The following is a 21,033-nucleotide window of genomic DNA, read 5'->3' on the forward strand; positions in this document are numbered from 1 at the left end:
CCGGAATCAGGGGTGGTTCCCGGGCGGGACCGGGTTAGCCGTCGACGCGGCGCAGGCGCGAGAGCGGGGCCAGCTCACCGGGGAAGACCTTCTTCACCCCGTCGCCCATGGCCTGCTCCAGGATGCGGATGTCGCGGATCAGCGCCTCGAAGCCCTTGGGCTCCAGCGAGGAGGCCTGGTCCGAGCCCCACATGGTGCGGTCCAGCGTGATGTGGCGTTCCACGGTGACCGCGCCCAGGGCGACGGCGGCCAGGGAGATCTGCAGGCCGCGTTCGTGCCCGGAGTAGCCCACCGGCACCTGGTAGCGATCGCGCAGGGTCTCGATGGTGCGCAGGTTCGCCTCCTCCGGGGGCAGCGGGTAGGTGGAGGTGGCGTGCATCAGCACCAGCTTGTCGGTGCCCAGGGTTTCCACGGCCTTGTCGATCTGCTCGATGGTGGACATCCCGGTGGACAGGATGATCGGCTTGCCGGTCTCGGCCAGCGCCCGCAGCAGCTCCAGGTCGGTGACCGAGGCGGAGGCGACCTTGTGGGTCACCGCTCCCTGGGCCTCCATGAACTCCACCGAGGGAACGTCCCAGGGGGAGGCGAAGGCGTGCATGCCCTTGGAGGCGGCATAGGAGATCAGCTCCTTGTACTGGGCCTGGTCGAACTCGACCCGGTAGCGGTAGTCCAGGTAGGTCATCTCGCCCCACGGGGTGGAGCGGATCTTGTCGCGCATGTCCATCGGGGTGGAGATCTCCGGGGTGCGCTTCTGGAACTTCACGGCGTTCGCGCCGGCGGCCGCCGATACGTCGATCAGCTGCTTGGCGATCTCGATGTCACCGTTGTGGTTGATTCCGATTTCGCCGATCACGTACACCTGCTGGCCGGCACCGAGCAGGTGCTCGCCGATGGCAACGGGCTTGATTTCGGTGTTCACGGTGGTCATGGATACTGCCTTTCGTAGTGGTGGAAGTCTGTGGTCGTGGGGCTGCGGACCAGCCCCGGACGGTCTTTACCTGCTGCGCGCGGCCAACACGAGTTCGGCCAGTTCACGCACCGCGCCGGACCCTCCGGCACGGGTAAGTCGGTGTCGGGCCACACGGTGGGCCTCGGGACGGGCATCGGCCACGGTGACCGGCCAACCCACCAGTTCCATGGCGGGCACGTCATTGATGTCATTGCCCAGGTAGGCCACCCGGGCGGGGTTGATGGACTCATCGGCCATCCAGCGTGAGAGGTATTCGGCCTTGGACTCAATGCCCTGGGCGACCTCCACCTGCAGCTTGGCGGCGCGGGCGGAAACGATCCGGTTGCGTTCCTTGGACAGGATCAAGAACTTCACCCCGGCCGCCCGCAGCCGTTCGACCCCCATCCCGTCTGAACGCGAAACCCGCACCGATTCGGTGCCCTGCTCATCCAGGTAGGCGGTGTCCGGGGTGTGCACCCCGTCGAAGTCGGTGACCACCGCATCCACCTCGATGTGTCCGGCGGCGCCGGTCGCCTGCTGGTCCGCCCAGTGCAGGTCGGCTTCCGAATCGATGTCGATGCCGTGCTCCACCGGTACCTGCTGGATCGCCATGGTCCCGAAGAAGCGGTGCCCGCTGGCCAGCAGACCTGGGGTGTGCATGGCGTAAAAGGCGCCGGTTTCCCGAAACCTGGGTTCCCGGTCCTGGCGGCGTGGGCGGTGGGCGGCGTCGTGGCCAACGGCCACCGCGGCGCCCTCCGGGGACAGGCCCCAGTGGAAGCCGTGATCGGGGACCGCGGCGAAGCTGACATCGGCCTTGCCGGAGGCCACCTGCTGCACTGCGGCATCCAGGTCCGCCGGGTCGATGAAGGGGGAGGTGCATTGGATGAACAGGGTGATCTGCGGGTGCTCCTCGCGCTGGGCGAGCACGTGCAGGAGCACCGATTCGCTGCTGGCCGTGTCCCCGGCGATTTCGGCCGGGCGGTCGACAACGCTGGCGCCGTAGGCCAGGGCCTCCTGCCGGATCTGTTCATGATCGGTGCTGACCACGACTTCGCTGACTGAGGCCGCGGCCTGGGCCGATTGGATCGCACGGCCCAGCAGGCTCTGGCCGCCGACCTTGCGCAGGTTCTTGAGCCGTACCGCCTTGGATCCTCCACGGGCCGGGATGATCGCCAAGACGCTGGGCTGGTTGGTATTGCTCACGTCCTTGACGCTAGGAGCCGGAGTTAACCGTTGCGCCCCCTTTGGGTAAACGCGGGGTGAAGTGCAGGTGTAATTACCCGCCTACGCACCGACCGGGTCGCTGGGAAGGATGCCGGAAAGCACCAGGCGCAGCGCGGGCCGGGCATCCGAGCGGTCCTGGCGCACGATGCGGTGCAGGATGATGCCCTCCGCACACGCCATCAGGGCGCTGGCCCCGGACCGGGGGTCCCCGGCGCCCAGGCGCTGCAGGGCTGCTGTGACAAAACGCTCGAGGATCACCCGGCCGGCCATGACCCGTTCCCGCAACCGCTCATCGTGGCTGGCCTCCATGAACAGGATCAGCCGCGCGGTGCTCAGCACCCGGCGCTCGCCGGTGGTCGCATCGATCAGCCGTGCCATGGACTCCAGCAGCTGTGCGGCCGTTGCCGGCATCGTGGCCGCCTCGGTGGCCCGGGCTTCCAGCTCGATGATCCGATCCATGACCGCATGCACCAGGGCCGCCCGGGTGCGGGCGTAGTTGGAGGTGGAACCCGCGGGCAGGCCGGCATGTTCATCCACCCGACGATGGGTCAGGGCCCGCAGCCCCTGGGTCCCCACCAGTTCAATGGCCGCGTCCATGGCCCGCTGCTGCCCCGTTTCCATGCCCTCACTATAGGCGGGTCGGAAGTTGGCCAACGCGCCGACAGTAGATTGCATGTCCTGCATTTGCGCAAGTGTCCCTGACGGGCGGCGCAAATGCTGCTCGAGCGCCTGGTTCTTTGCTGGTGACAGGGTTTCGCCGGGCAGGGAATTCAACGCTGGCTGGAAATGCCCCGTCCATTTGGTTCAGAAAGCCATCCACAGTCCTTGCGGCCCAAGACAAGCTGGAAGCCCGGGGATTGGCGGGTGGGTTGCTGGCAATGCTTGAGTCGGCGTCCGCTTTACCTTCCGCCGGTCGGCGGTACAGGCGGAAGGTAGCGACGCCCAGGAAGCGGTGGGACGCGGGGGTCATGGGTTAACACATGCAGGACAAGCGGGCCTGATGCGGGTCTTCGCCATTTCCAACAACTAGGGTGGGGATTATGGGTGAGCCAAGAAAGCGACAGCAGACCCGCCAGCCGTGGCGGATCACCGCGCCCTCGCGCAGTGACGCCTTCCTGCGTCAGTTCACTCGCGTTATTGGTGGTCCATTGGGACGGCACAGCGATCCCGGGCGGGTGAGCCCGGGGATTTTTACGGTCGAACGGGTGCTGATCATCCTCACCGTCATCGGTTCGCTTTTGATGCTACTGGCCAAGAACCCCTGCCGCGTCAACGGCTGGACGGGGCAGAATCCCTACCTCATGGCCTGCTACACCGACTGGGTTCCGCTCTTCGGGGCGCGGGGCTTTGCCGAAAATCCGTGGGCCCCTTTCAGCGCGGGAGCCGAATTCGAGTACCCGGTGCTGATGAGCGCGGCCGCTTCCGGGGTGGCGGCCCTGGTTCCAGAGGCGGCAGTGAACCGCGCCTTGTTGTACTTTGACTTCAACCTGGTCCTGGTTTCGGTGCTCTGGCTGGTGACCGTACTGTGCACTGCCCGCATGGCCGGGCGTCGTCCGTGGGATGCGGCCATGGTCGCCATTGCCCCCGGGATGATCTTGACGGCAAGCATCAACTGGGACATGTGGGCAGTGGCCCTGCTTGCGCTGGGGATGCTCAGCTTTGCACGTCGGCACCTGGTGTTGGCGGGGGTGCTCATTGGTTTGGGGACCGCCACAAAACTGTACCCGGTCCTGTTCCTGGGCGCCGTGCTTGTCCTTGCGCTGCGCACCGGCAAGCTTCGGGTTTTTACCGTGACCGGCGGGTCGGCATTGGCGGCGTGGCTGGCGGTCAACATCCCCTACGCCCTGGCCTTCCCCGGGTCCTTCGCCCACTTCTTCAAGTTCACTTCCGAACGCGGTGCCGGACTATCCAGTTTCTGGCACGTGTGGAACATTGTCGCCGCCAAGGTGCCGGGGATGGCGCATCTGGAGGCCCAGGCCATCTCCCGGTTGGGGCTGGTTCTGTTCTTCCTGGCCTGCGTGGCGGTGGCGTTGTTGACCTTCTTCGCCCGGCAGCGTCCGCGAGTGGCGAGCCTGGTGTTCCTGATTGTGGGATCATTCGTGCTGGTGAACAAGGTGTATTCTCCGCAGTTCATCGTGTGGCTTATTCCGCTCGTTGCCCTGGCGTTGCCGCGGTGGAAGGAATTCACTGTGTGGATGGCGGTGGAGGTGCTGCACTTTTATGGATTGTGGTTCTACATCCACAGCTACTCCTCGGAGGTGGAGGCCAATCACGCATTCCCCGAGTCGGGTTACGTCGTGTTGGTCCTGGCCCATATGTTCATGCTTGGGTACCTTATGTTCCGTGTCGTTCAAAGTATTCTAAAGCCGGAATATGACCCAGTCAGAGCCGTAGGTCAGGAGGATCCGCAGGGCGGCCCGTTCGCCGGGGCGGATGACCGGATCAGTTGGAGCATTGTGCGAAGTCGGCGTGGGAGCACCGCTTCCGAAGCCACCGCTTCCGCCGGCGGCAGGAGCGCTGAATGAGCCGGGTCGCCGTGGTCGGGGCCGGACCCAACGGGCTGGCGGCGGGGTGTGTGGCGGCACGGGCAGGACTGGATGTCACGGTTCACGAGGCCAACACCACCATCGGCGGCGCCGCGCGCACCATCCCCCTGGACGGGTCCGAGGCGGTCTTCGATGTGGGTAGCGCGGTGCACCCCATGGCTTTGCTCTCCCCGGCGTTCGCCGACCTGAAGGTCCACGAACGAGTGGACTTCCTTGTGCCCCAGATGTCCTACGCCCACGTGCTCGACCAGCGCACCGCCTACGCCTGGCAGGATCTGGACCGGACCGTAGAGCACCTGGCCTCGGGCTCGAACCTGGCCCCTGGTCAGGGCGCGGTCTTCGCCGGACTCCTGGGCCCGCTCGTGCAGCGGATTAACCAGCTGGGGGACACCCTGCTGAATCCGTTGCTGCGACTACCTGCCCATCCTGGAACGCTGGCCGCGTTTGGGGCCGCGACCCTGGGCGGGATGGGTCTGCAACAGACATTGAGCCGGCGCTACCCGAAGGCGGCCGCGCTGCTGGCCGGCTGCGCCGCCCATGTGGCCGGTGGTTCGCGCGGACCGGCCGGTGCCGGAGCCGGATTGTTTCTGGCGGCTGCTGCCCACGCGGGCGGGTGGCCGATACCCCGGGGCGGCTCCCAGACGATCAGCCAGGCGCTGGCCACCGAGTTGAGGGCCCACGGAGGACGGATTGAAACCGGGCGCCGCATCGAAGAACTCGGGGAACTGGACGCGCAGACCATCTTGCTGGACACCTCCCCGGAAACCGCCGCCCGGCTCGGGCGAGGTCGGATTCCGCATGCCCTGGCACAGCGGCTGGCGAATCCCCGGCGTTCCCCAGGCAGTTGCGTAGTGCACTATGTGCTGCGTGAACCGGTGCCCTGGAGGGATCCGCTGCTGGCCCAGGCCGGCACCATCCACCTGGCCGGTACCGCCCGGCAGGTGCTGCGCACCGAACGGGAAAGTCGCCGCCGTCCCGCCGATCATCCGTTCGTGCTGGTCTCCCAGCCCTCACGGTTTGACCCCACCCGGGCCCCGGGCGGGCAGCAGGTGCTGTGGGCCTACTGCCATGTCCCGCTGGGCTCCGATGCCAACATGGCACCGCGCATCACAGCCCAGCTTGAAGCTGCCGCCCCCGGCTTCCGGGACGTGGTGCTCGAACAGCATGTGCGCACCGCGCGCGGACTGCAGCGGCAAAACCCTACCCTGGTGGGCGGCGACCTGTCCGGGGGCACCATGGATCTGCTGGGCAGTGTCCGGCGCCCCCGGGTCAGCACCAATCCGTGGTGGCTGCAGTCCAAGGGACTGTACCTGGTCTCCTCGGCCACCCCGCCGGGCCCGTCGGTGCACGGCATGGGCGGTTACCTGGGGGCCAAGGCCATGCTGTCCCATGAGTTCGGGATCCGCTGAGCCCCGGCAGCGCCATGTCCGGCCGCGGAAACCGGTGATGAAATAGGATCGAAGCATGGCCACACTGATCACCCTTGCCACCTTGTGGATCGTCTTCATCTGGATGTACCGCTCCGAACCGCGCCGCCTGATCAACGTCGCCGTCCTGCTGCCAGCGGTGCTGCTGACGCTGAGCAGCATCACCGAGGCGCTGTCCAGCACGGTGCCCGGAGCCGGATTCGTGCTGGCGCTGCTGCTGTTCTCGCTGCCGCTGATGGTCCTGATCTTCGCCGGGGTGCTGATCTACAACGGGGTGCTGATGTGGCGCCGGGAGGGGGCCCGGCTGGGCAACCTGCTCTCGCTGATCGCCGGGCTGCTGGTGCTGGGGCTTCCGGCGCTGGCGGTGCTGCTGGTGCTCTCCCACCATTGGCTGGGGCTGGTCAGCGCGTTCGTGCTGTTCATGGGTTCGGTGTTCACCGCCATGATGTTCGCCATGGTGCTGCTCTACGCCTGGGTGTACGCCAAGTTCCCGGTCTACAAGGACCCCTCGGGGATTGTGGTGCTCGGCTCGCGAACAATCGACGGCAAGGTGCCGGCGCTGCTGCGCGGACGGCTGGACAAGGGGATTGAGCTCTTCCGCCGCCTGCCGCCGGAAAGCTCCTGGATTGTGCCCAGCGGCGGCAAGGGGGGTGACGAAGCGGAGCCGGAGGGCGTGAGCATGGCCCGCTACCTGCAGGAGCAGGGGATTGACCGGCAGCGGATCCTGGTGGAGGACCGGGCCCGGGACACGGTGGAGAACCTGAAGTACTCCCACCAGCTGCTCCGGGAGCAGGGCCGGGAGGAGTGCCTGTGGATCGTCACCAGCGACTACCACAGCCTGCGCGCCGCCCTGGCCTCCCGCCAGCTGGGCTACGACGCCGCCTCCTTCGGCGGCAAGACCGCCGCCTACTACCGGCCCAGCGCATTTTTGCGCGAATTCATCGCCATCGCCCGCGACCAGTGGAGGACCTTCGTGGTGCTGGCCCTGCCCTTTGCCGCGGTGCTGATCTTCGGGCTGGTCTTTTCGCTGAACCAGTCGCTGAGCTAGACCCGGTCCCCGCCCGGGGCGAGGTGAACTCATCCTTATGGGGGATCAGCAAAATCAACATTGCGGGCGGTGACCGCCCGACGGGCAGAGCCTAGGCTGGAAGCATGATTCAGGCCCAGCAGCTAACCAAGAGATATGGCGCGAAGACCGCGGTGGACAACGTCTCCTTCACGGTCCAGCCCGGGATGGTCACCGGGTTCCTCGGCCCCAACGGCGCCGGCAAGTCCACCACCATGCGCATGGCGGTGGGACTGGCCCGCCCCAGTGCCGGGCAGGTGACGGTCAACGGCCGCCGCCTGGGCGAATCCCGCCACCCGCTGACCGAGGTGGGCACGCTGCTGGAGGCCAAGAGCGTGCACAAGTCACTGACCCCACGCTCCCACCTGCGCGCCATGGCCGCCACCCACGGGATCAGCTTTTCCCGGGTGGATGAGGTGCTGGAGCTGACCGGGCTGCGCCAGGTGGCGCGCAAGAAGGTCGGCGGCTTCTCCCTGGGCATGGGCCAGCGGTTGGGGATCGCCACCGCCCTGCTGGGGGACCCGCGGGTGCTGATCCTGGATGAGCCGGTCAACGGCCTGGACCCGGAAGGGGTGGCCTGGGTGCGCACCCTGGCCCGCCAACAGGCCTCCGAGGGCAAGACCGTGTTCATCTCCTCCCACCTGATGAGCGAGATGGCGCAGACCGCCGACCACCTGATCGTGATTGGGCGCGGACGGATCATGGCCGACGCCCCGATCAGCCAGTTCCTGGAGGCCGGGGTGCGCCAGACCCTGGTGAAGTCCGAGCAGCTGGAGGCGCTGATGAACGCGCTGGCGGCCGAGGGGGTCCAGCTGGTGCGCGAGGACGCCACCACGCTGAAGGTCTACGGGCCCAGCTCCCAGGACATTGGGCGCCGCGCCCTGGAAACCGGGGTGGTGCTCAGCGAACTGCGTCCGCTGCAGCGCACCCTGGAGGACGCCTACATGGAGCTGACCCGCGACGCAATCGAATACCAGACCCAGTCCGAGCAGGAACTGGCAGCACGAAGGGACCACCGATGAGCAAGCACGCAGTGCCCGTTCTGGGCGGCAACGTCAGCCTCTGGGGCGTGTTGCGCGGGGAGGCGATCAAGTTCTTCGCCCTGACCTCCACCCGGATCCTGGTGGCCGTCTCCATCCTGGTGATGGTCGGCTTCGCGGCCCTGGTGCTGTGGAGCGTGGGGATGGTCGCCGGCACCCCGGCCGCAGGCACCCCGGGCATGCCGGATATGGCTTCGGAGGGGTTCGTGGCCGAAATGATCGGTTCCGGGCTTTCCTTCGCCCAGCTGATCATCGGCGCGTTGGCGGTGCTGTTGATGAGCGGGGAGTTCACCACCGGTTCCGCGGTGAGCACCTTCCTGGCCAGCCCGCAGCGCCTGCGGGTGCTCACGGCCAAGGCGCTGCTGATGACCGGGGTGACCGTCGTGGTGGGCCTGGCCTCCTTCGCCCTGTCCTACCTGGTGTGCAAGCCGCTGGCCCAGATGTATTCGATGCCGCTGAACTTCACCTCCGAACCGTTCCAGCGCGCCATGTGGTTCGGCACCCTGTACCTGGTGATGGTGACGATGATCGGGCTGGCGCTGGGCACCATGCTGCGCAACTCGGCCGGGGGCATCACGGTGCTGGTGGCCCTGTTCTTCGTGGTGCCGATCGCCACCAGCATCATCGCCTCGCTGGTGGACTGGTTCCAGAAGGTCGCCCCGTTCCTGCCTGACCAGGCCGGCATGTCCCTGGCCCTGCCGTTGAGCTACCCCTCGGACTGGGAAACCTGGCAGCAGTTGCTGGTGGTGGGCGGCTGGATGCTGATCCCGCTGGTGCTGGCCGGGATCCTGCTCAAGGCCCGGGACATCTAGGTGACCGCCCGCGGCACCCGGAGCGGACGCACTGACCAGGGACTATATTGGGGATCATGAGCCAGTCCGATACCGCCGACCCGGTGGTCTCCTTCGACGCGATCACCGCCAAGCGGGTGGGCTGGATCCGCCGCTACCTGCGCCAGCACCCGGTGTTCGTCGCCGTGGGCACCTCGGCGGTGTACCTGTTCCTGAGCCTGCTCTCCTTCGTACCGGCCGCCTACATCAGCGACTTCAACCCGGTCGGGGTGCTGCTGCTGATGCTCGCGGTCGGCGTGGCCCTGCTGTGGCGCAATCGGGCGCCGATGAGCGTGCTGGTGATCGTGTTCGTGCTGGACTGCGCCGGGATGGTGCTGGCCGGCAACGACGCCAGCTACTCCGGGGTGGGGATGATCATCGCCCTGTACAGCGTGGGAACGAACTATTCGGGCAAGCGCTCCATCCCGCTGGCGGTGCTGGCCGCCGCGTTCCAGCTGCTGTTGCTGCTGGTCATTGGCTACCCCGGCACCAGCGGACTGGTCTTCGAGGACGGCACCACCGTGGACGACTACGGCGGACAGGCGCTGTTCCTGGGGGTGGCCGGCGGGCTGCTGGCCACCGTGTACCTCACCGCGGCCATCATCGGGCTGAACGTGCGCAACTCGCGGATCCACGAGGCCGAGCTGAACCACTGGGCCTCCCAGGTCTCCCGCCTGGCCCAGGTGCAGGAACGCAACCGCATCGCCCGGGAGATGCATGATGTCGTCGCCCACTCGCTGTCGGTGATGATCGCCCTGTCCGACGGAGCCCGGGTGGTGGGGCGCAAGGACGCGGCCCGCGCCGAATCGGTGCTCAGCGAACTCTCCGGCACCGGGCGGGCCGCCCTGGCCGACATGCGCCGGATGCTGGGGGTGCTGCGCAACACCGAGGGCGGGGAGCTGGCCCCGCAGCCCACCGAGGGGTCCATGGCCCAGATGCTGGAGGGCTTCCGGGTCGCCGGCCTGCCATTGACCTACACCTACACCGGTGAGCCGCTGCCGGAGGATGCCGCGTTCCAGCTCACCGTGCACCGCATTGTGCAGGAGTCGCTGACCAACGCGCTGCGCTACGCTCGAAACGTCACCGCCGTCTCGGTGCGCCTGGACCGGGACCGGCAGGCACTGCGCATCGAGGTGGTGGACAACGGGCAGGGAAGCGGCGGGCCCAGCGCCGGCTCCGGGCAGGGGCTGCGTGGCATGCGCGAACGGGCCGCACTGTTCGGCGGGGGCGTCAACGCCGGACCCGGCGCCCACGGCGGGTGGATCGTCAAGGCCTGTCTGCAGCTGCCCGACACCGACGCGCCCCAGCGCCCCACACCCAAGGAGGAGTCCCAATGGAACAAATGATCAAGGTGATGCTGGTCGATGACCAGCCGCTGCTGCGCATGGGCTTCCGGCTCATCCTGGAGGGGGAGCAGGACATGCGGATCGTGGGGGAGGCCGCCGACGGGCTCGAGGCGCTGACCCAGGCCGAAACCCTGGCCCCCGACGTGGTGCTCATGGACGTGCGCATGCCCCGGATGGACGGCATCGAGGCCACCGAGCGGCTGGCCAAGGCCCACCCGGAAACCAAGATCATCATCCTGACCACCTTCGACCTCGACGAGTACGCGTTCTCCGGGCTGCAGGCCGGGGCCAGTGCCTTCCTGCTCAAGGACGTGGCCCCCGAGGAACTGGTTTCCGCGGTCCGCCTGGTCGCCAGCGGGGACGCGGTCGTCGCCCCGCGGGTGACAGCCCGGCTGCTGGAAACCTATGTGCGCACCGCCGCGGGGGGTTCCCCGGCCCGCCCGGCCGGGACCCCGGAACGCGACCCGCTGCTCGATGACCTGACCCCGCGCGAGCAGGAGGTGCTGCGCGCGCTCGCCGAGGGGCTGTCCAATGCGGAGATCGCCCACCGGTTCTTCCTCTCCGAGGCGACCGTGAAAACCCATGTGCGCCGCATCCTGACAAAACTGCACCTGCGTGACCGCGTGCAGGCGGTGGTCTACGCCTATGAGACCGGGCTGGTGATCCCCTCCCAGGGCCTGGACTACTAAGCGCACCCCCGCCGGCCCGGGAAATCTAGTCGTCCGTGGAGGAATGCGTCCCGCGCCGGGCGCTAAGCAAATCCACCTCGGGCCGGGAAGCGACCAGCCGCTCCACCGCGTCCAGCACCTCCACCATGCGGGCGGCGTCGGCGGCGGCCACCGCCACCCCGACCCCGGCGCGGCGGTGCAGCTGCTGGTGAGAGCTTTCCACCACGGAAACCTCGAACTTCCGCTTGATCTCGGCAATGACCGGGCGCACCACCGAACGCTTCTGCTTCAGCGAGTGCACGTCGCCGAGCAGCAGATCAAACTCGATCCATCCAATCCACATGGCCACATCATCCCCCGGCTGCCGCTGCGTCGGGGGTGTACAGTGCGGATTCCCAGTCAGCGCCGACGAACGCGTCCTGCGCCACCGGCGTGGCCCGGCAGCCTGAACGTTTCTTGGGGATCACCCGCAATGCCTTCTGTCACCTCCGGTGCGGTGCTAGCGTGAGGCACCCAACCGGCACGAGCGTGGCGCAGCCACGTAGGGAGGAGAACGTCATGGCCGAACGCGGCAACACCAAACACGGATCAAATCTCGATGACCAGATGAAGCAGGAGACCGAGGGGATGGTCAAGGGCAAGCAGCCGGACCACGTCGAAGCCCACCGGCAAACCGAACCCTTCCCGGATGACACCGATCCCCAGGAGGTCCAGGACGCTGTCGAACCGGTCGCCGAGCAAAACGCCCGCGGCGACGCCCAGCAGCAGGACGAGGGCCAGTAGCCGGATAAGGGGGCCGGGGCGCTGAAGCGCCCCGGCCCTGCCATGCCCCCGGAGGGCAGCTGTGAGCCAGGCGGCGGGGGGCTAAGCTAGAGAAGGCCCCGCCAACGCCGACGGGCCGAGCAACCCCATGAAGGAAGTGAGCATCCAGTAATGGCACACGCCGCTGCTATGGCCCATATTGCCGACCTCGCCGAGTATGTCGCCACCTCGCCCTCCAGCTACCATGCCGCCGCCACCGCCGCCCGGCGCCTGGACGCGGCCGGGTTCACCGCACTGGATGAAACCCAGGGTTGGGAACTGGGCGCCGGCGGCTACTACGTGGTGCGCGACGGGGCGGTCATCGCCTGGGTGCAGCCCGAGGCCGCCACGGCCACCACTGGTTTCCACATCCTCGGGGCGCACACCGACTCCCCCGGATTCAAGCTCAAGCCCAAGCCGACCACTGGTTCCAACGGCTGGTGGCAGGCCGGGGTGGAAGTCTACGGCGGGCCGCTGCTGAACTCCTGGCTGGACCGCGAGCTGGTGCTGGCCGGACGGCTGGTGCTGCGCGACGGCTCGGTGCACCTGGCCCATACCGAACCACTGCTGCGCATCCCGCAACTGGCCATCCACCTGGACCGCCAGGTCAACGAGGGCCTGAAGCTGGACAAGCAGACCCACACCAACCCGGTGTTCGGGGCCGGAGACCTGGCCGAGGCCGACATCCTGGGTGAACTGGCCGCCGCGGCAGGGGTGCAGGCCGAGCAGATCGCCGGCTATGACGTGCTCACCGCCGCCGCCCAGCGCGGGGAAGTGTTCGGGCACGGCAAGGACTTCTTCGCCTCCGGGCGGCTGGACAACCTCTCCAGCGTGCATGCCGGACTGATCGCCCTGATTGAGCACTTCCGCAAGCCCAGCGGCAACCACATTGCGATGCTGGCGGCGTTCGACCACGAGGAGCTGGGTTCGGCCTCCCGTTCCGGGGCCGCCGGACCGTTCCTGGAGGAACTGATCTCCCGGATCCAGGCCTCCTTCCAGGCCGGGGCCGAACACACGGCCCGGGCCCTGGCCAACTCGCTGTGCCTCTCTGCCGATGCCGGGCACGCCGTGCACCCGAACTATCCCGAACGCCATGACCCGGCCAACCGTCCGCAGCTGAACGCCGGGCCGCTGCTGAAGATCAACGCCAACCAGCGCTATGCCACCGACGCGGTGGGCGCCGCGGCCTTCGCCGGCTGGTGCCAGGCCGCGCAGGTCCCGTACCAGGAGTTCGTCTCGAACAACCAGGTGCCGTGCGGTTCCACCATCGGGCCGCTGACCGCCACCCGGATCGGCATCCGCACCATCGACGTGGGCATCCCCCTGCTGTCGATGCATTCGGCCCGCGAAATGTGCGGCGTGGACGATCCCTGGTACCTGAGCAGGGTCTCCAAGGAATTCTTCGCGGCATAATTCCCGCCGCCAGGGCGGCGCGCAACTGGTCATCATCTGGTCACCGGGAGTTAACCCGGACATGCTCAGATCGAAGACCATGAGCTCGAATTCCGTGCCCGCAAAGAATTTCCGGCCCGAAATCCAGGCCCTGCGCGCCCTGGCGGTGCTGCTGGTGGTCGCCTACCACCTGGAACCGGGGCTGCTGCCCGGCGGGTACATCGGAGTGGACATCTTTTTTGTGATCTCCGGCTTCTTGATTACCGGGCACCTGCTGCGCGAGGCGCAGCGCACCGCCACGGTGAACCTGCCCGCGTTCTTTGCCGCCCGCGCCCGCCGGATCCTGCCCGCGGCCCTGGTGGTCATCGCGGCGGTGGTTGGTGGATCCCTCCTGCTGCTGCCGCGCACCCAATGGCAGGAGCTGGGGATCCAGGCGCTCGCCTCCACGTTCTCGGTGCAGAACTGGGTGCTGGCGGCCGACTCGGTCGACTACCTGGCCGCCGACCAGGCGCCGGGGCCGCTGCAGCATTTTTGGTCGCTGGGCGTTGAGGAACAGTTCTACCTGTTCTGGCCGCTGCTGGTGCTCGGAGCCTGCTGGCTGAGCGCCCGCACCGGGCGCGGGGCCGGCACGCCGGCGCGCCTGGAACGCGTGCTGTGGGTGGGGTTCAGCGTCGCGGCCGGGCTTTCCCTGAGCTATTCGGTCCTCACTGGGTACCGCGGCAACGCGGCTGGCTACTTCATCACCACCACCCGCATCTGGGAGCTGGCCACCGGCGGGCTTCTCGCGCTGGCCGTGCACGCCCACGCCGCGGGCAGGCTGCGCCTTCCACGCTGGGTGAGCGCCTGGTCCGTGCGCAACGCCGCCGTGCTGCTGGGGCTGGCCCTGATTCTCTGGGCGGCCGGGAACTATGATGCGGCCACGGTCTTCCCCGGGATTGCCGCGGCGCTGCCGGTGCTTGCCTGCGCAGCGATCATTGCGGCCGGGGACACCAGCGGCCCCGGATCGCTGCGGCCTGTGGTCCGTTGGCGGTGGGTGCAGTGGGTGGGGTTGGCTTCCTATTCGCTGTACCTGTGGCATTGGCCGCTGATCGTCCTTGCCGAACAGTTCACCGGGGCCAACCGCTCGCCGGGGGAGTCACTGGTGCTGCTGGGGATCAGTCTGGCGCTGGCGGCCGCCAGCCTGTATCTGGTGGAAAACCCGGCCCGGAATTACCGTCCACTGGCAGGTTCGCCGCCCCGCGCATTGGGGGCGGGGGCGGTAGCCATGGGGCTGGTGGCATTGTTGGCGCTGACCCCGGTGCTGCTGCAGCAGCAGTCCATCGACCGCGAACAGCGCGAAGTCACGGCCCTGCTCAACGCGCCGCCCCAGGGCTTTGGGGCCGCCTCGGTCACCGCCGGCGCCCCGGCGCTGCTGCCCCGCCAAAACCAGATCGTCCCCATCCCGGCCACGGCCGAGCAGGACCAGCCACAACTGGGGTCCTGCGTGCAGGAACCACAGTCAACCTCGATCACCGAATGTGAATTCGGCAGCCCGCAGGCCACCTTCACCGTGGCCCTGGTCGGTGATTCCCACGCCGCCCACTGGTATGAGGCCTTGCACGCTCATGCCGCCCAGCGGGGCTGGAGGGTAATCACCTACTTGAAGAACTCCTGCCCCTACAGTGCGGGCGAGCGAACGGCCGAACGGCAGGGGAGCATCAGCTGCCGGCAGGCCACCGAGCAGACCACGAAACTGCTCACCTCCCGCACGGACATTGACGCCGTCGTCACCGCGAACTGGGCGGGGGCCGAGTTCGTCGGTGGCCCGGCGCAGGGGTACGCGCAACTCTGGGGCGAGCTGGAGGATGCCGGGCTGGATGTCTTTGCCGTGGTGGACACCCCGCGCCCGGGAACAAAGCAGTATGCCCGGGACTGCGTGCAGCAGCATCAGCAGGATCTGTCGCGCTGCTCCGTTGCGCGCTCCAAGGCCTTCGAACGGGGGGACGTGACACGCGAAGCGGCGGCCAGGGAACCTCGCGTGCAGGTCCTGGACTTCAGTGACCAGTTCTGCATTGCACAACGGTGCCCGGCCGTGATCGGCAACGTGCTGGTCTACCGGGACAAGCACCATATTTCCGACACCTACATGCGCACCCTGGCACCGGTGTTCGGCCAGCGCCTGGAGGCCGCCCTGGACGGCCGCTAGACGGGAACCAGGGCGCCATGCGGTTCATCGAACATGATCTGGGCCACCCGCGCATCCCCGGCCGTCGGGAATCGGGTAGGATTGGAAAGTCTGTGCTGCATCGTGCCCAAAAAGCGGGCATGGGAGGCATTGGATAACGCAAAGAACCTCCTGTTGCGGAAATACCGTGACCGTTTAGCCCAAAGGAGGTGGGTTCACATGCGTGCTTATGAACTCATGGTCCTCATCGACCCCGAGGTCGACGACCGTACCGTGGAACCGACCATCGAGAAGTACCTCGAGGTCATCCGCTCCGCCGGCGGCTCGATCGACAACGTTGACATCTGGGGCCGTCGCAAGATGGCTTACGAGATTCAGAAGAAGTCCGAAGCCATCTACATTGTAGTGAACTACAAGTCGGAGCCGGCCGCTTCCTCGGAGCTCGAGCGTCAGCTGAAGCTTAACGAGCAGATCCTGCGCCACAAGGTCACTCGTCCGGAAGAAGCCCGCGTCTAATTACGCGAGCAGCATTTCCACTTCGTAAGAACAACGTTCGAACAACCTGAGGAGAGAGCATGGCAGGCGAGACTGTAATTACCGTGATCGGAAACCTGACCGCCGACCCGGAACTGCGTTTCACGCCCTCCGGATCCGCCGTCGCGAACTTCACGATCGCTTCGACTCCGCGCACCTTCGACCGCCAGACCAATGAGTGGAAGGACGGCGAAGCCCTGTTCCTTCGTGCATCGGTGTGGCGTGAAGCCGCAGAGAACGTTGCCGAGTCGCTGACCAAGGGCATGCGCGTCATCGCCCAGGGCCGGCTGCGCTCACGTTCTTACGACACCAAGGAAGGCGAACGCCGCACCGTCATGGAGCTGGAGGTCGACGAGATCGGCCCCTCGCTGCGCTTCGCTTCGGCCAAGGTCACCCGCACCCAGCGCTCCGGCGGCGGAGGCGGCGGCTTTGGCGGCGGTGGAGGCTTCTCCAACGCCCCGCAGCAAAGTGCCCCACAGCAGCAGCAACAGCAGCAGGGTGGCGGATGGAATGCACCATCCAACGACCCGTGGAGCACTGGCGGCTCAAGCGGCGGCAACCATGGCGGCTGGGGCAATCCCGGCAGCGACGAACCGCCTTTCTAACCACTTATTTATTCACCATCCCGCAGAGGAATCTGCGGGCTCCCAAACTAAAGGAGCTCCACGATGGCTAAGGCTGAAATCCGTAAGCCCAAACCAAAGTCCAACCCCTTGAAGGCCGCTGACATCACCGTCATCGACTACAAGGACACCGCACTGCTGCGCAAGTTCATCTCCGACCGCGGCAAGATCCGCGCTCGTCGTGTGACCGGCGTGTCCGTGCAGGAACAGCGCAAGATCGCTCAGGCTATCAAGAATGCCCGCGAAGTGGCCCTGCTGCCTTACTCCGGCGCTGGCCGCGGTTAAGGAAGAGGGATACCACCATGGCAAAGATCATTCTGACTAATGAAGTATCCGGTCTTGGTACCGCTGGCGACATCGTCGAGGTCAAGAACGGCTACGCACGCAACTACCTGCTGCCCCGCGGCCACGCAATCGTGTGGACCAAGGGCGGCGAGAAGCAGGTGGAGTCGATCAAGGCTGCACGTGCCGCTCGCGCCATCGCGAACCTCGAGGACGCGCAGGAACTGGCTGCCAAGCTGAAGTCCCAGCCGGTCAAGGTGACCGTCAAGGCTGGCGCCACCGGTCGCCTGTTCGGCACCGTGCGCACCGCCGACGTCGCCAACGCCGTTGAGGCTGCTGGCCTGGGCAAGCTGGACAAGCGCAGCATCCAGCTGACCGAGTCGATCAAGTCGACCGGCAACTACACCGCCACCGTTCGTCTGCACGACGACGTCAGCGCCAACCTGCGCCTGCAGGTCGTCGCTGCGGCCAAGAAGTAAGTCTTCTCGACCACTTCTGTACAGCGGGTGGCCTGCTTTCCTTCGGGAAGGCAGGCCACCCGCTGACGTTTAACGGCTCAACCGTGCGCGGCGGGTGCAGCGCAAGAAGTCGGTCAGCAAGCCGGCGGCTGGGGTTCGGGGGCATCCATGACACCGGCCACCTGATCAGCCGTCAAACTGAAACCGTGCTTGCGAAGAACTTCCACCGCCGCGTCATCGGTGGGACGAGTCAGCCACGTGTACACGTCGGTGATGGCTCCGTGATCCAACGCCGCAGCCGACAGCAGACCGGCCAGGAGGTCCTGGCCTGCCGGATCGAAATAGGTGCCGGTCTTAGCGCCGGGGTCACGAGAGCCACAGGCGAAGTGCTCAGATGACCTGTCTTCCTGCTGACGCTGATCTCAATCCTGGCAGGAATCAGCGTACTGCTGTTGCTCGATGCCCCGACGGTGGTCCTTCCCGAGGTCGTATTCCTGCTGGCTGGATGGATTACCGTCGAAGCGCTCAACCTGGTCTGTCCATCCACGCGGCCGTAATCACTTTTGCGTCACTGCACAGCCTGCTCCCGCTCACCGCTGGAGCGCAGCTTGCGGTGGTGCTGATCGCCCTGGTGGGCTGGACGCGGCCTAGATTCGGCAGGCCGCGGCACTGGAGCGGGTTTTCACGGCCTCCCGACAAGCGGCAGGGCGGGAATCTTAAATCGTCTGTGACAAGGGATTCTCATGGAAGGACTACTGCCCGGAATCCTGTGGCGCCGGAATGTTCTGGGTGCGCAGTTGCCCGCGGGCCAGGTCCTTGCCGCTGTCGACGTCGGTGATGACTACTTCCCACAACTGCTGGGTCCGGCCCTGGAAGAGGGCCCGGGCCGTGACCCGCACCTGGGCGGCACTGGTGGGCCGCAGGAAGTCCGTGGCATTGTGCACCCCTACGGCGAACTGCTGCCGGTCGGCCACCGCGTAGCTGGCCCCGACGCTGCCGGCGGTTTCCACCATCGAGGCGTACACGCCCCCGTGCACCACGGCCCACGGGGTATGGTGCTCCTCGCCCAGTTGCGCGTGCCCGGTGACCGAGGTGCTGCTGACCTCGTCAATGATCAGGCCGGTGGCTTCGGTGAATCGGCTGTTTCGGCGCATCTGTGACAGCAGTGGGTCCGAGGCGGTGGCATCCATCGAAGGCTCCTAATGGTGGTGGTTCGCAATCTTTGGCCGGCCCTGAACGGCCGGCCCCTTGTTGGAAGCTAGCCTATGCGCTGGCACGGCGCACCACGGCATTTTTACAGCACAGGGGAGTCCGCATCGGCTGTGGGCCACTTCAAGTGCGCGCGTGTCCGGGGTCATGTCCTGGCAACATGGCGCGTAACGGGCGGCACATTCACTGTCCTCTCACCGCAGATTCACTACTTTCCAGCGAGCAGTTCGCCCCCTCACCTTCCATGGCGCATGAAAAGAGGAATCATCCCCGCCGACGGCGATAGAGTGTTTCGCTGGGATACGCCACACCGTCGTACGTATCGATCGCAGAGAGGACCACCCGTGCACCACAGAATTCACCACCGTGCATTCACCGACCGCCTGATGAGTGCCGCTGACGCGGCACGGCTGGTCCAACCGGGCATGACCGTAGCCATGAGCGGCTTCACCGGTGCCGGATACCCCAAGGCGGTGCCCGGCGCGCTGGCCGAACACATGCAGCAGGCCCATGATGCGGGCCAGGCCTTCAAGATCAACGTGCTGACCGGCGCATCCACCGCCCCGGAACTGGACGGGGTGCTGGCCAAGGCCGACGGCATGAACCTGCGACTGCCCTACATGTCGGATCCGGAGCTGCGCCGACGCATCAATGACGGCGAGATGGAATACATGGACATCCACCTCTCCCACGTCGCCCAGCACGCCTGGTTCGGCTTCTACGGCAAGATCGACTTGGCGATCGTCGAGGTCGTGGGGGTGACCGCCGAGGGGCAGCTGATCCCCTCCTCCTCGGTCGGCAACAACAAGACCTGGCTGGAGATGGCCGACAAGGTGATCATCGAGGTCAACGAGGAACAGTCCGCGGCCATGGACGGGATGCACGACATCTACTACGGCACCGCCCTGCCCCCGCACCGCCAGCCGGTGCCGATCACCACGGTCAAGGACCGCATCGGCCAGCCCTACCTGGACGTGGACGTCTCCAAGGTCATCGCCGTGGTGGAGACCAAGGCCCCGGACCGGCTCTCACCCTTCGCCCCGGTGGATGCAACCAGCGAGAAGATCGCGGACCACCTGCTGGACTTCCTGGACCATGAGATCCGTGCCGGGCGGCTGACCGAGAAGCTGCTGCCCATCCAGTCCGGCGTCGGGAACATCGCCAACGCGGTGCTGGCCGGGCTGTCCCGCGGCGGCTACAAGGGGCTGCAGTCCTACACCGAGGTGATCCAGGACGGGATGCTCAGCCTGATCAAGGACGGCACCCTGGAATTCGCCTCCGCCACCAGCTTCTCGCTCTCCGAGGCCGGGATCGCCGAGTTCAACCAGAACGTGGACTACTACCGGGAACGGATCCTGCTGCGCCCGCAGGAGATGAGCAACCACCCCGAGGTGATCCGCCGGCTGGGCTGCATCGCACTGAACGGGATGATCGAGGCGGACATCTATGGCAACGTGAACTCCACCAACGTGGTCGGCTCCCACGTCATGAACGGCATCGGCGGTTCGGGGGACTTCGCCCGCAACGGCTACCTGTCGGTGTTCATGTCCCCCTCCATCGCCAAGGGCGGGAAGATCTCCGGGATCGTGCCGATGGCCAGCCACGTGGACCACACCGAGCACGACACCATGATCCTGATTACCGAACAGGGTCTGGCGGACCTGCGCGGTCTCTCACCCAAGCAGCGGGCCCAGGTGATCATCGATAACTGCGCGCACCCGGACTACCGCCCGATGCTGCAGGACTACTTCGACCGGGCCCGGAAGAACAGCTATGGCAAGCACACCCCGCACCTGCTCGATGAGGCGCTGTCCTGGCACCAGCGCTACATCGAGACCGGGGACATGCAGCCGGTGCGTTCGGGGCTGCTGGCCGACGCACGCTAGCACGCCGGGCATACTGGGAGGATGAGCCGAAAAAACGGGTTGATCCTGGCCGGCCTGCTGCCGGTGTTGCTGGTGCTTCCCCCGCTGCCCGGATACCTGATCCAGCTGCTGCAGGCGGCCACCGGTGAAGCCGTATTCTCCGCCGGCACCGGGTTGGGGGAGCTGATGCTCAACCCCCTGCGCCTGGTGGGCGCACTGCTGGCCGTGGCGTGGGCCGCGGCGCTGGCTCACCTGGATCCCCGGCTGCCGTCCGGATGGCGGTACGTCGGCGCGTTCGTGGGCTGCGGGATCCTCTATGTGCTGCCGATCTGGCTGGGCGCCTTCGGCGCGGACCTTGGCTGGGTGGATTTGTGGGTGCTGGCGGGCACCGCCAGCTGGTATGAGTGGATGCAGCTGCACGCCCCGGTGGCCGGCGGGTTGTGCCTGTGGGCCCTCTACCTGATGCGTCCGGCCCCGACGCCGGTCCGGCCAGCCCGTTGGCGCGCCAGGCTCGCCCGGATGCTGGACGGGCCGCGGCACTAGGTGCCCGGCGGCGCCTGAAGGCGCAGCTGGATGATCCGGTCATCCCCGGGCTGTGGGGTGCCGCGC

The 21,033-nt window shown here is 66.9% G+C and carries 21 protein-coding genes; 16 read left to right on the forward strand and 5 right to left on the reverse strand.

Annotation, left to right across the window (positions count from 1 at the left end; all coding sequences use genetic code 11):
- Nucleotides 1–34 precede the first annotated feature (34 nt).
- From RCJ92_RS09515 to RCJ92_RS09525, 3 genes are all read right to left on the reverse strand, one after another.
- Nucleotides 35–928, reverse strand: a complete 894-nt coding sequence (locus RCJ92_RS09515; protein WP_054821843.1) for an N-acetylneuraminate synthase family protein — start codon at nt 926–928, stop codon at nt 35–37.
- Between the two features lie 66 nt (nt 929–994).
- Nucleotides 995–2,152, reverse strand: a complete 1,158-nt coding sequence (locus RCJ92_RS09520; RefSeq protein WP_446754418.1) for a cytidylyltransferase domain-containing protein — start codon at nt 2,150–2,152, stop codon at nt 995–997.
- Nucleotides 2,153–2,233: 81 nt separating this feature from the next.
- A complete protein-coding gene (locus tag RCJ92_RS09525) occupies nt 2,234–2,794 on the reverse strand; it encodes a TetR/AcrR family transcriptional regulator (protein WP_446754419.1) in 561 nt (186 codons plus the stop codon).
- Between the two features lie 419 nt (nt 2,795–3,213).
- Between RCJ92_RS09525 and RCJ92_RS09530 the strand changes: the two genes are divergently transcribed.
- The 7 genes from RCJ92_RS09530 (at nt 3,214) to RCJ92_RS09560 (ending at nt 11,117) form a co-directional block, all read left to right on the forward strand.
- Nucleotides 3,214–4,698: a glycosyltransferase family 87 protein gene (locus tag RCJ92_RS09530; protein WP_446754420.1), complete on the forward strand. Its 1,485-nt coding sequence runs from the start codon at nt 3,214–3,216 to the stop codon at nt 4,696–4,698.
- Nucleotides 4,695–6,128 carry a phytoene desaturase family protein gene (locus RCJ92_RS09535; RefSeq protein WP_446754421.1) on the forward strand — a complete coding sequence of 478 codons (1,434 nt, stop codon included), beginning with the start codon at nt 4,695–4,697 and terminating at the stop codon, nt 6,126–6,128. Before RCJ92_RS09530 ends, RCJ92_RS09535 begins: the two co-directional genes overlap by 4 nt.
- Nucleotides 6,129–6,183: 55 nt before the next feature.
- The gene (locus RCJ92_RS09540) at nt 6,184–7,194 is read left to right on the forward strand and encodes a YdcF family protein (protein WP_446754422.1); all 1,011 of its coding nucleotides are present in this window, start codon (nt 6,184–6,186) and stop codon (nt 7,192–7,194) included.
- Between the two features lie 104 nt (nt 7,195–7,298).
- Nucleotides 7,299–8,234, forward strand: a complete 936-nt coding sequence (locus RCJ92_RS09545; RefSeq protein ID WP_446754423.1) for an ABC transporter ATP-binding protein — start codon at nt 7,299–7,301, stop codon at nt 8,232–8,234.
- A complete protein-coding gene (locus tag RCJ92_RS09550) occupies nt 8,231–9,064 on the forward strand; it encodes an ABC transporter permease (RefSeq protein ID WP_054821362.1) in 834 nt (277 codons plus the stop codon). Before RCJ92_RS09545 ends, RCJ92_RS09550 begins: the two co-directional genes overlap by 4 nt.
- 56 nt (nt 9,065–9,120) lie before the next feature.
- Complete coding sequence (locus RCJ92_RS09555; protein WP_446754424.1) at nt 9,121–10,428, forward strand: sensor histidine kinase; 1,308 nt, start codon at nt 9,121–9,123, stop codon at nt 10,426–10,428.
- On the forward strand, nt 10,416–11,117 hold the full coding sequence (locus RCJ92_RS09560) for a response regulator (protein ID WP_138927109.1): 702 nt from the start codon (nt 10,416–10,418) through the stop codon (nt 11,115–11,117). The genes RCJ92_RS09555 and RCJ92_RS09560 overlap by 13 nt, the downstream gene beginning before the upstream one ends.
- A 25-nt stretch (nt 11,118–11,142) precedes the next feature.
- Here RCJ92_RS09560 and RCJ92_RS09565 read toward each other — a convergent pair whose 3' ends face one another.
- Nucleotides 11,143–11,439, reverse strand: coding sequence for a DUF503 domain-containing protein (locus RCJ92_RS09565; RefSeq protein WP_138927108.1), 297 nt, complete (start codon nt 11,437–11,439; stop codon nt 11,143–11,145).
- 161 nt (nt 11,440–11,600) lie between these two features.
- Between RCJ92_RS09565 and RCJ92_RS09570 the strand changes: the two genes are divergently transcribed.
- The 7 genes from RCJ92_RS09570 to rplI all read left to right on the forward strand — a co-directional run bounded on the left by RCJ92_RS09570 (nt 11,601) and on the right by rplI (nt 17,371).
- Nucleotides 11,601–11,879: a hypothetical protein gene (locus RCJ92_RS09570; RefSeq protein WP_246049657.1), complete on the forward strand. Its 279-nt coding sequence runs from the start codon at nt 11,601–11,603 to the stop codon at nt 11,877–11,879.
- 150 nt (nt 11,880–12,029) lie between these two features.
- Entirely contained in the window at nt 12,030–13,310 is a 1,281-nt protein-coding gene (locus tag RCJ92_RS09575) for a M18 family aminopeptidase (protein ID WP_446754425.1), read from the forward strand.
- A 79-nt stretch (nt 13,311–13,389) separates the two neighbouring features.
- The gene (locus RCJ92_RS09580; RefSeq protein WP_446754426.1) at nt 13,390–15,474 is read left to right on the forward strand and encodes an acyltransferase family protein; all 2,085 of its coding nucleotides are present in this window, start codon (nt 13,390–13,392) and stop codon (nt 15,472–15,474) included.
- Between the two features lie 198 nt (nt 15,475–15,672).
- A complete protein-coding gene (gene rpsF / locus RCJ92_RS09585; protein WP_054821275.1) occupies nt 15,673–15,969 on the forward strand; it encodes a 30S ribosomal protein S6 in 297 nt (98 codons plus the stop codon).
- A 59-nt stretch (nt 15,970–16,028) separates the two neighbouring features.
- The gene (locus RCJ92_RS09590) at nt 16,029–16,592 is read left to right on the forward strand and encodes a single-stranded DNA-binding protein (RefSeq protein WP_054821276.1); all 564 of its coding nucleotides are present in this window, start codon (nt 16,029–16,031) and stop codon (nt 16,590–16,592) included.
- 63 nt (nt 16,593–16,655) lie between these two features.
- On the forward strand, nt 16,656–16,895 hold the full coding sequence (rpsR, locus tag RCJ92_RS09595; protein ID WP_013350683.1) for a 30S ribosomal protein S18: 240 nt from the start codon (nt 16,656–16,658) through the stop codon (nt 16,893–16,895).
- A gap of 17 nt (nt 16,896–16,912) precedes the next feature.
- A complete protein-coding gene (rplI, locus tag RCJ92_RS09600; protein WP_138176495.1) occupies nt 16,913–17,371 on the forward strand; it encodes a 50S ribosomal protein L9 in 459 nt (152 codons plus the stop codon).
- Between the two features lie 731 nt (nt 17,372–18,102).
- Here rplI and RCJ92_RS09605 read toward each other — a convergent pair.
- Nucleotides 18,103–18,540, reverse strand: a complete 438-nt coding sequence (locus RCJ92_RS09605) for a PaaI family thioesterase (RefSeq protein ID WP_360028981.1) — start codon at nt 18,538–18,540, stop codon at nt 18,103–18,105.
- Nucleotides 18,541–18,903: 363 nt separating this feature from the next.
- On the opposite strand from RCJ92_RS09605, the gene RCJ92_RS09610 reads away from it, so the two are divergent.
- Nucleotides 18,904–20,445, forward strand: coding sequence for an acetyl-CoA hydrolase/transferase family protein (locus RCJ92_RS09610; protein ID WP_281283953.1), 1,542 nt, complete (start codon nt 18,904–18,906; stop codon nt 20,443–20,445).
- A gap of 21 nt (nt 20,446–20,466) precedes the next feature.
- Nucleotides 20,467–20,967, forward strand: a complete 501-nt coding sequence (locus RCJ92_RS09615) for a hypothetical protein (protein WP_446754427.1) — start codon at nt 20,467–20,469, stop codon at nt 20,965–20,967.
- Nucleotides 20,968–21,033 lie beyond the last annotated feature (66 nt).

This window comes from Glutamicibacter sp. BSL13 (assembly GCF_052928425.1).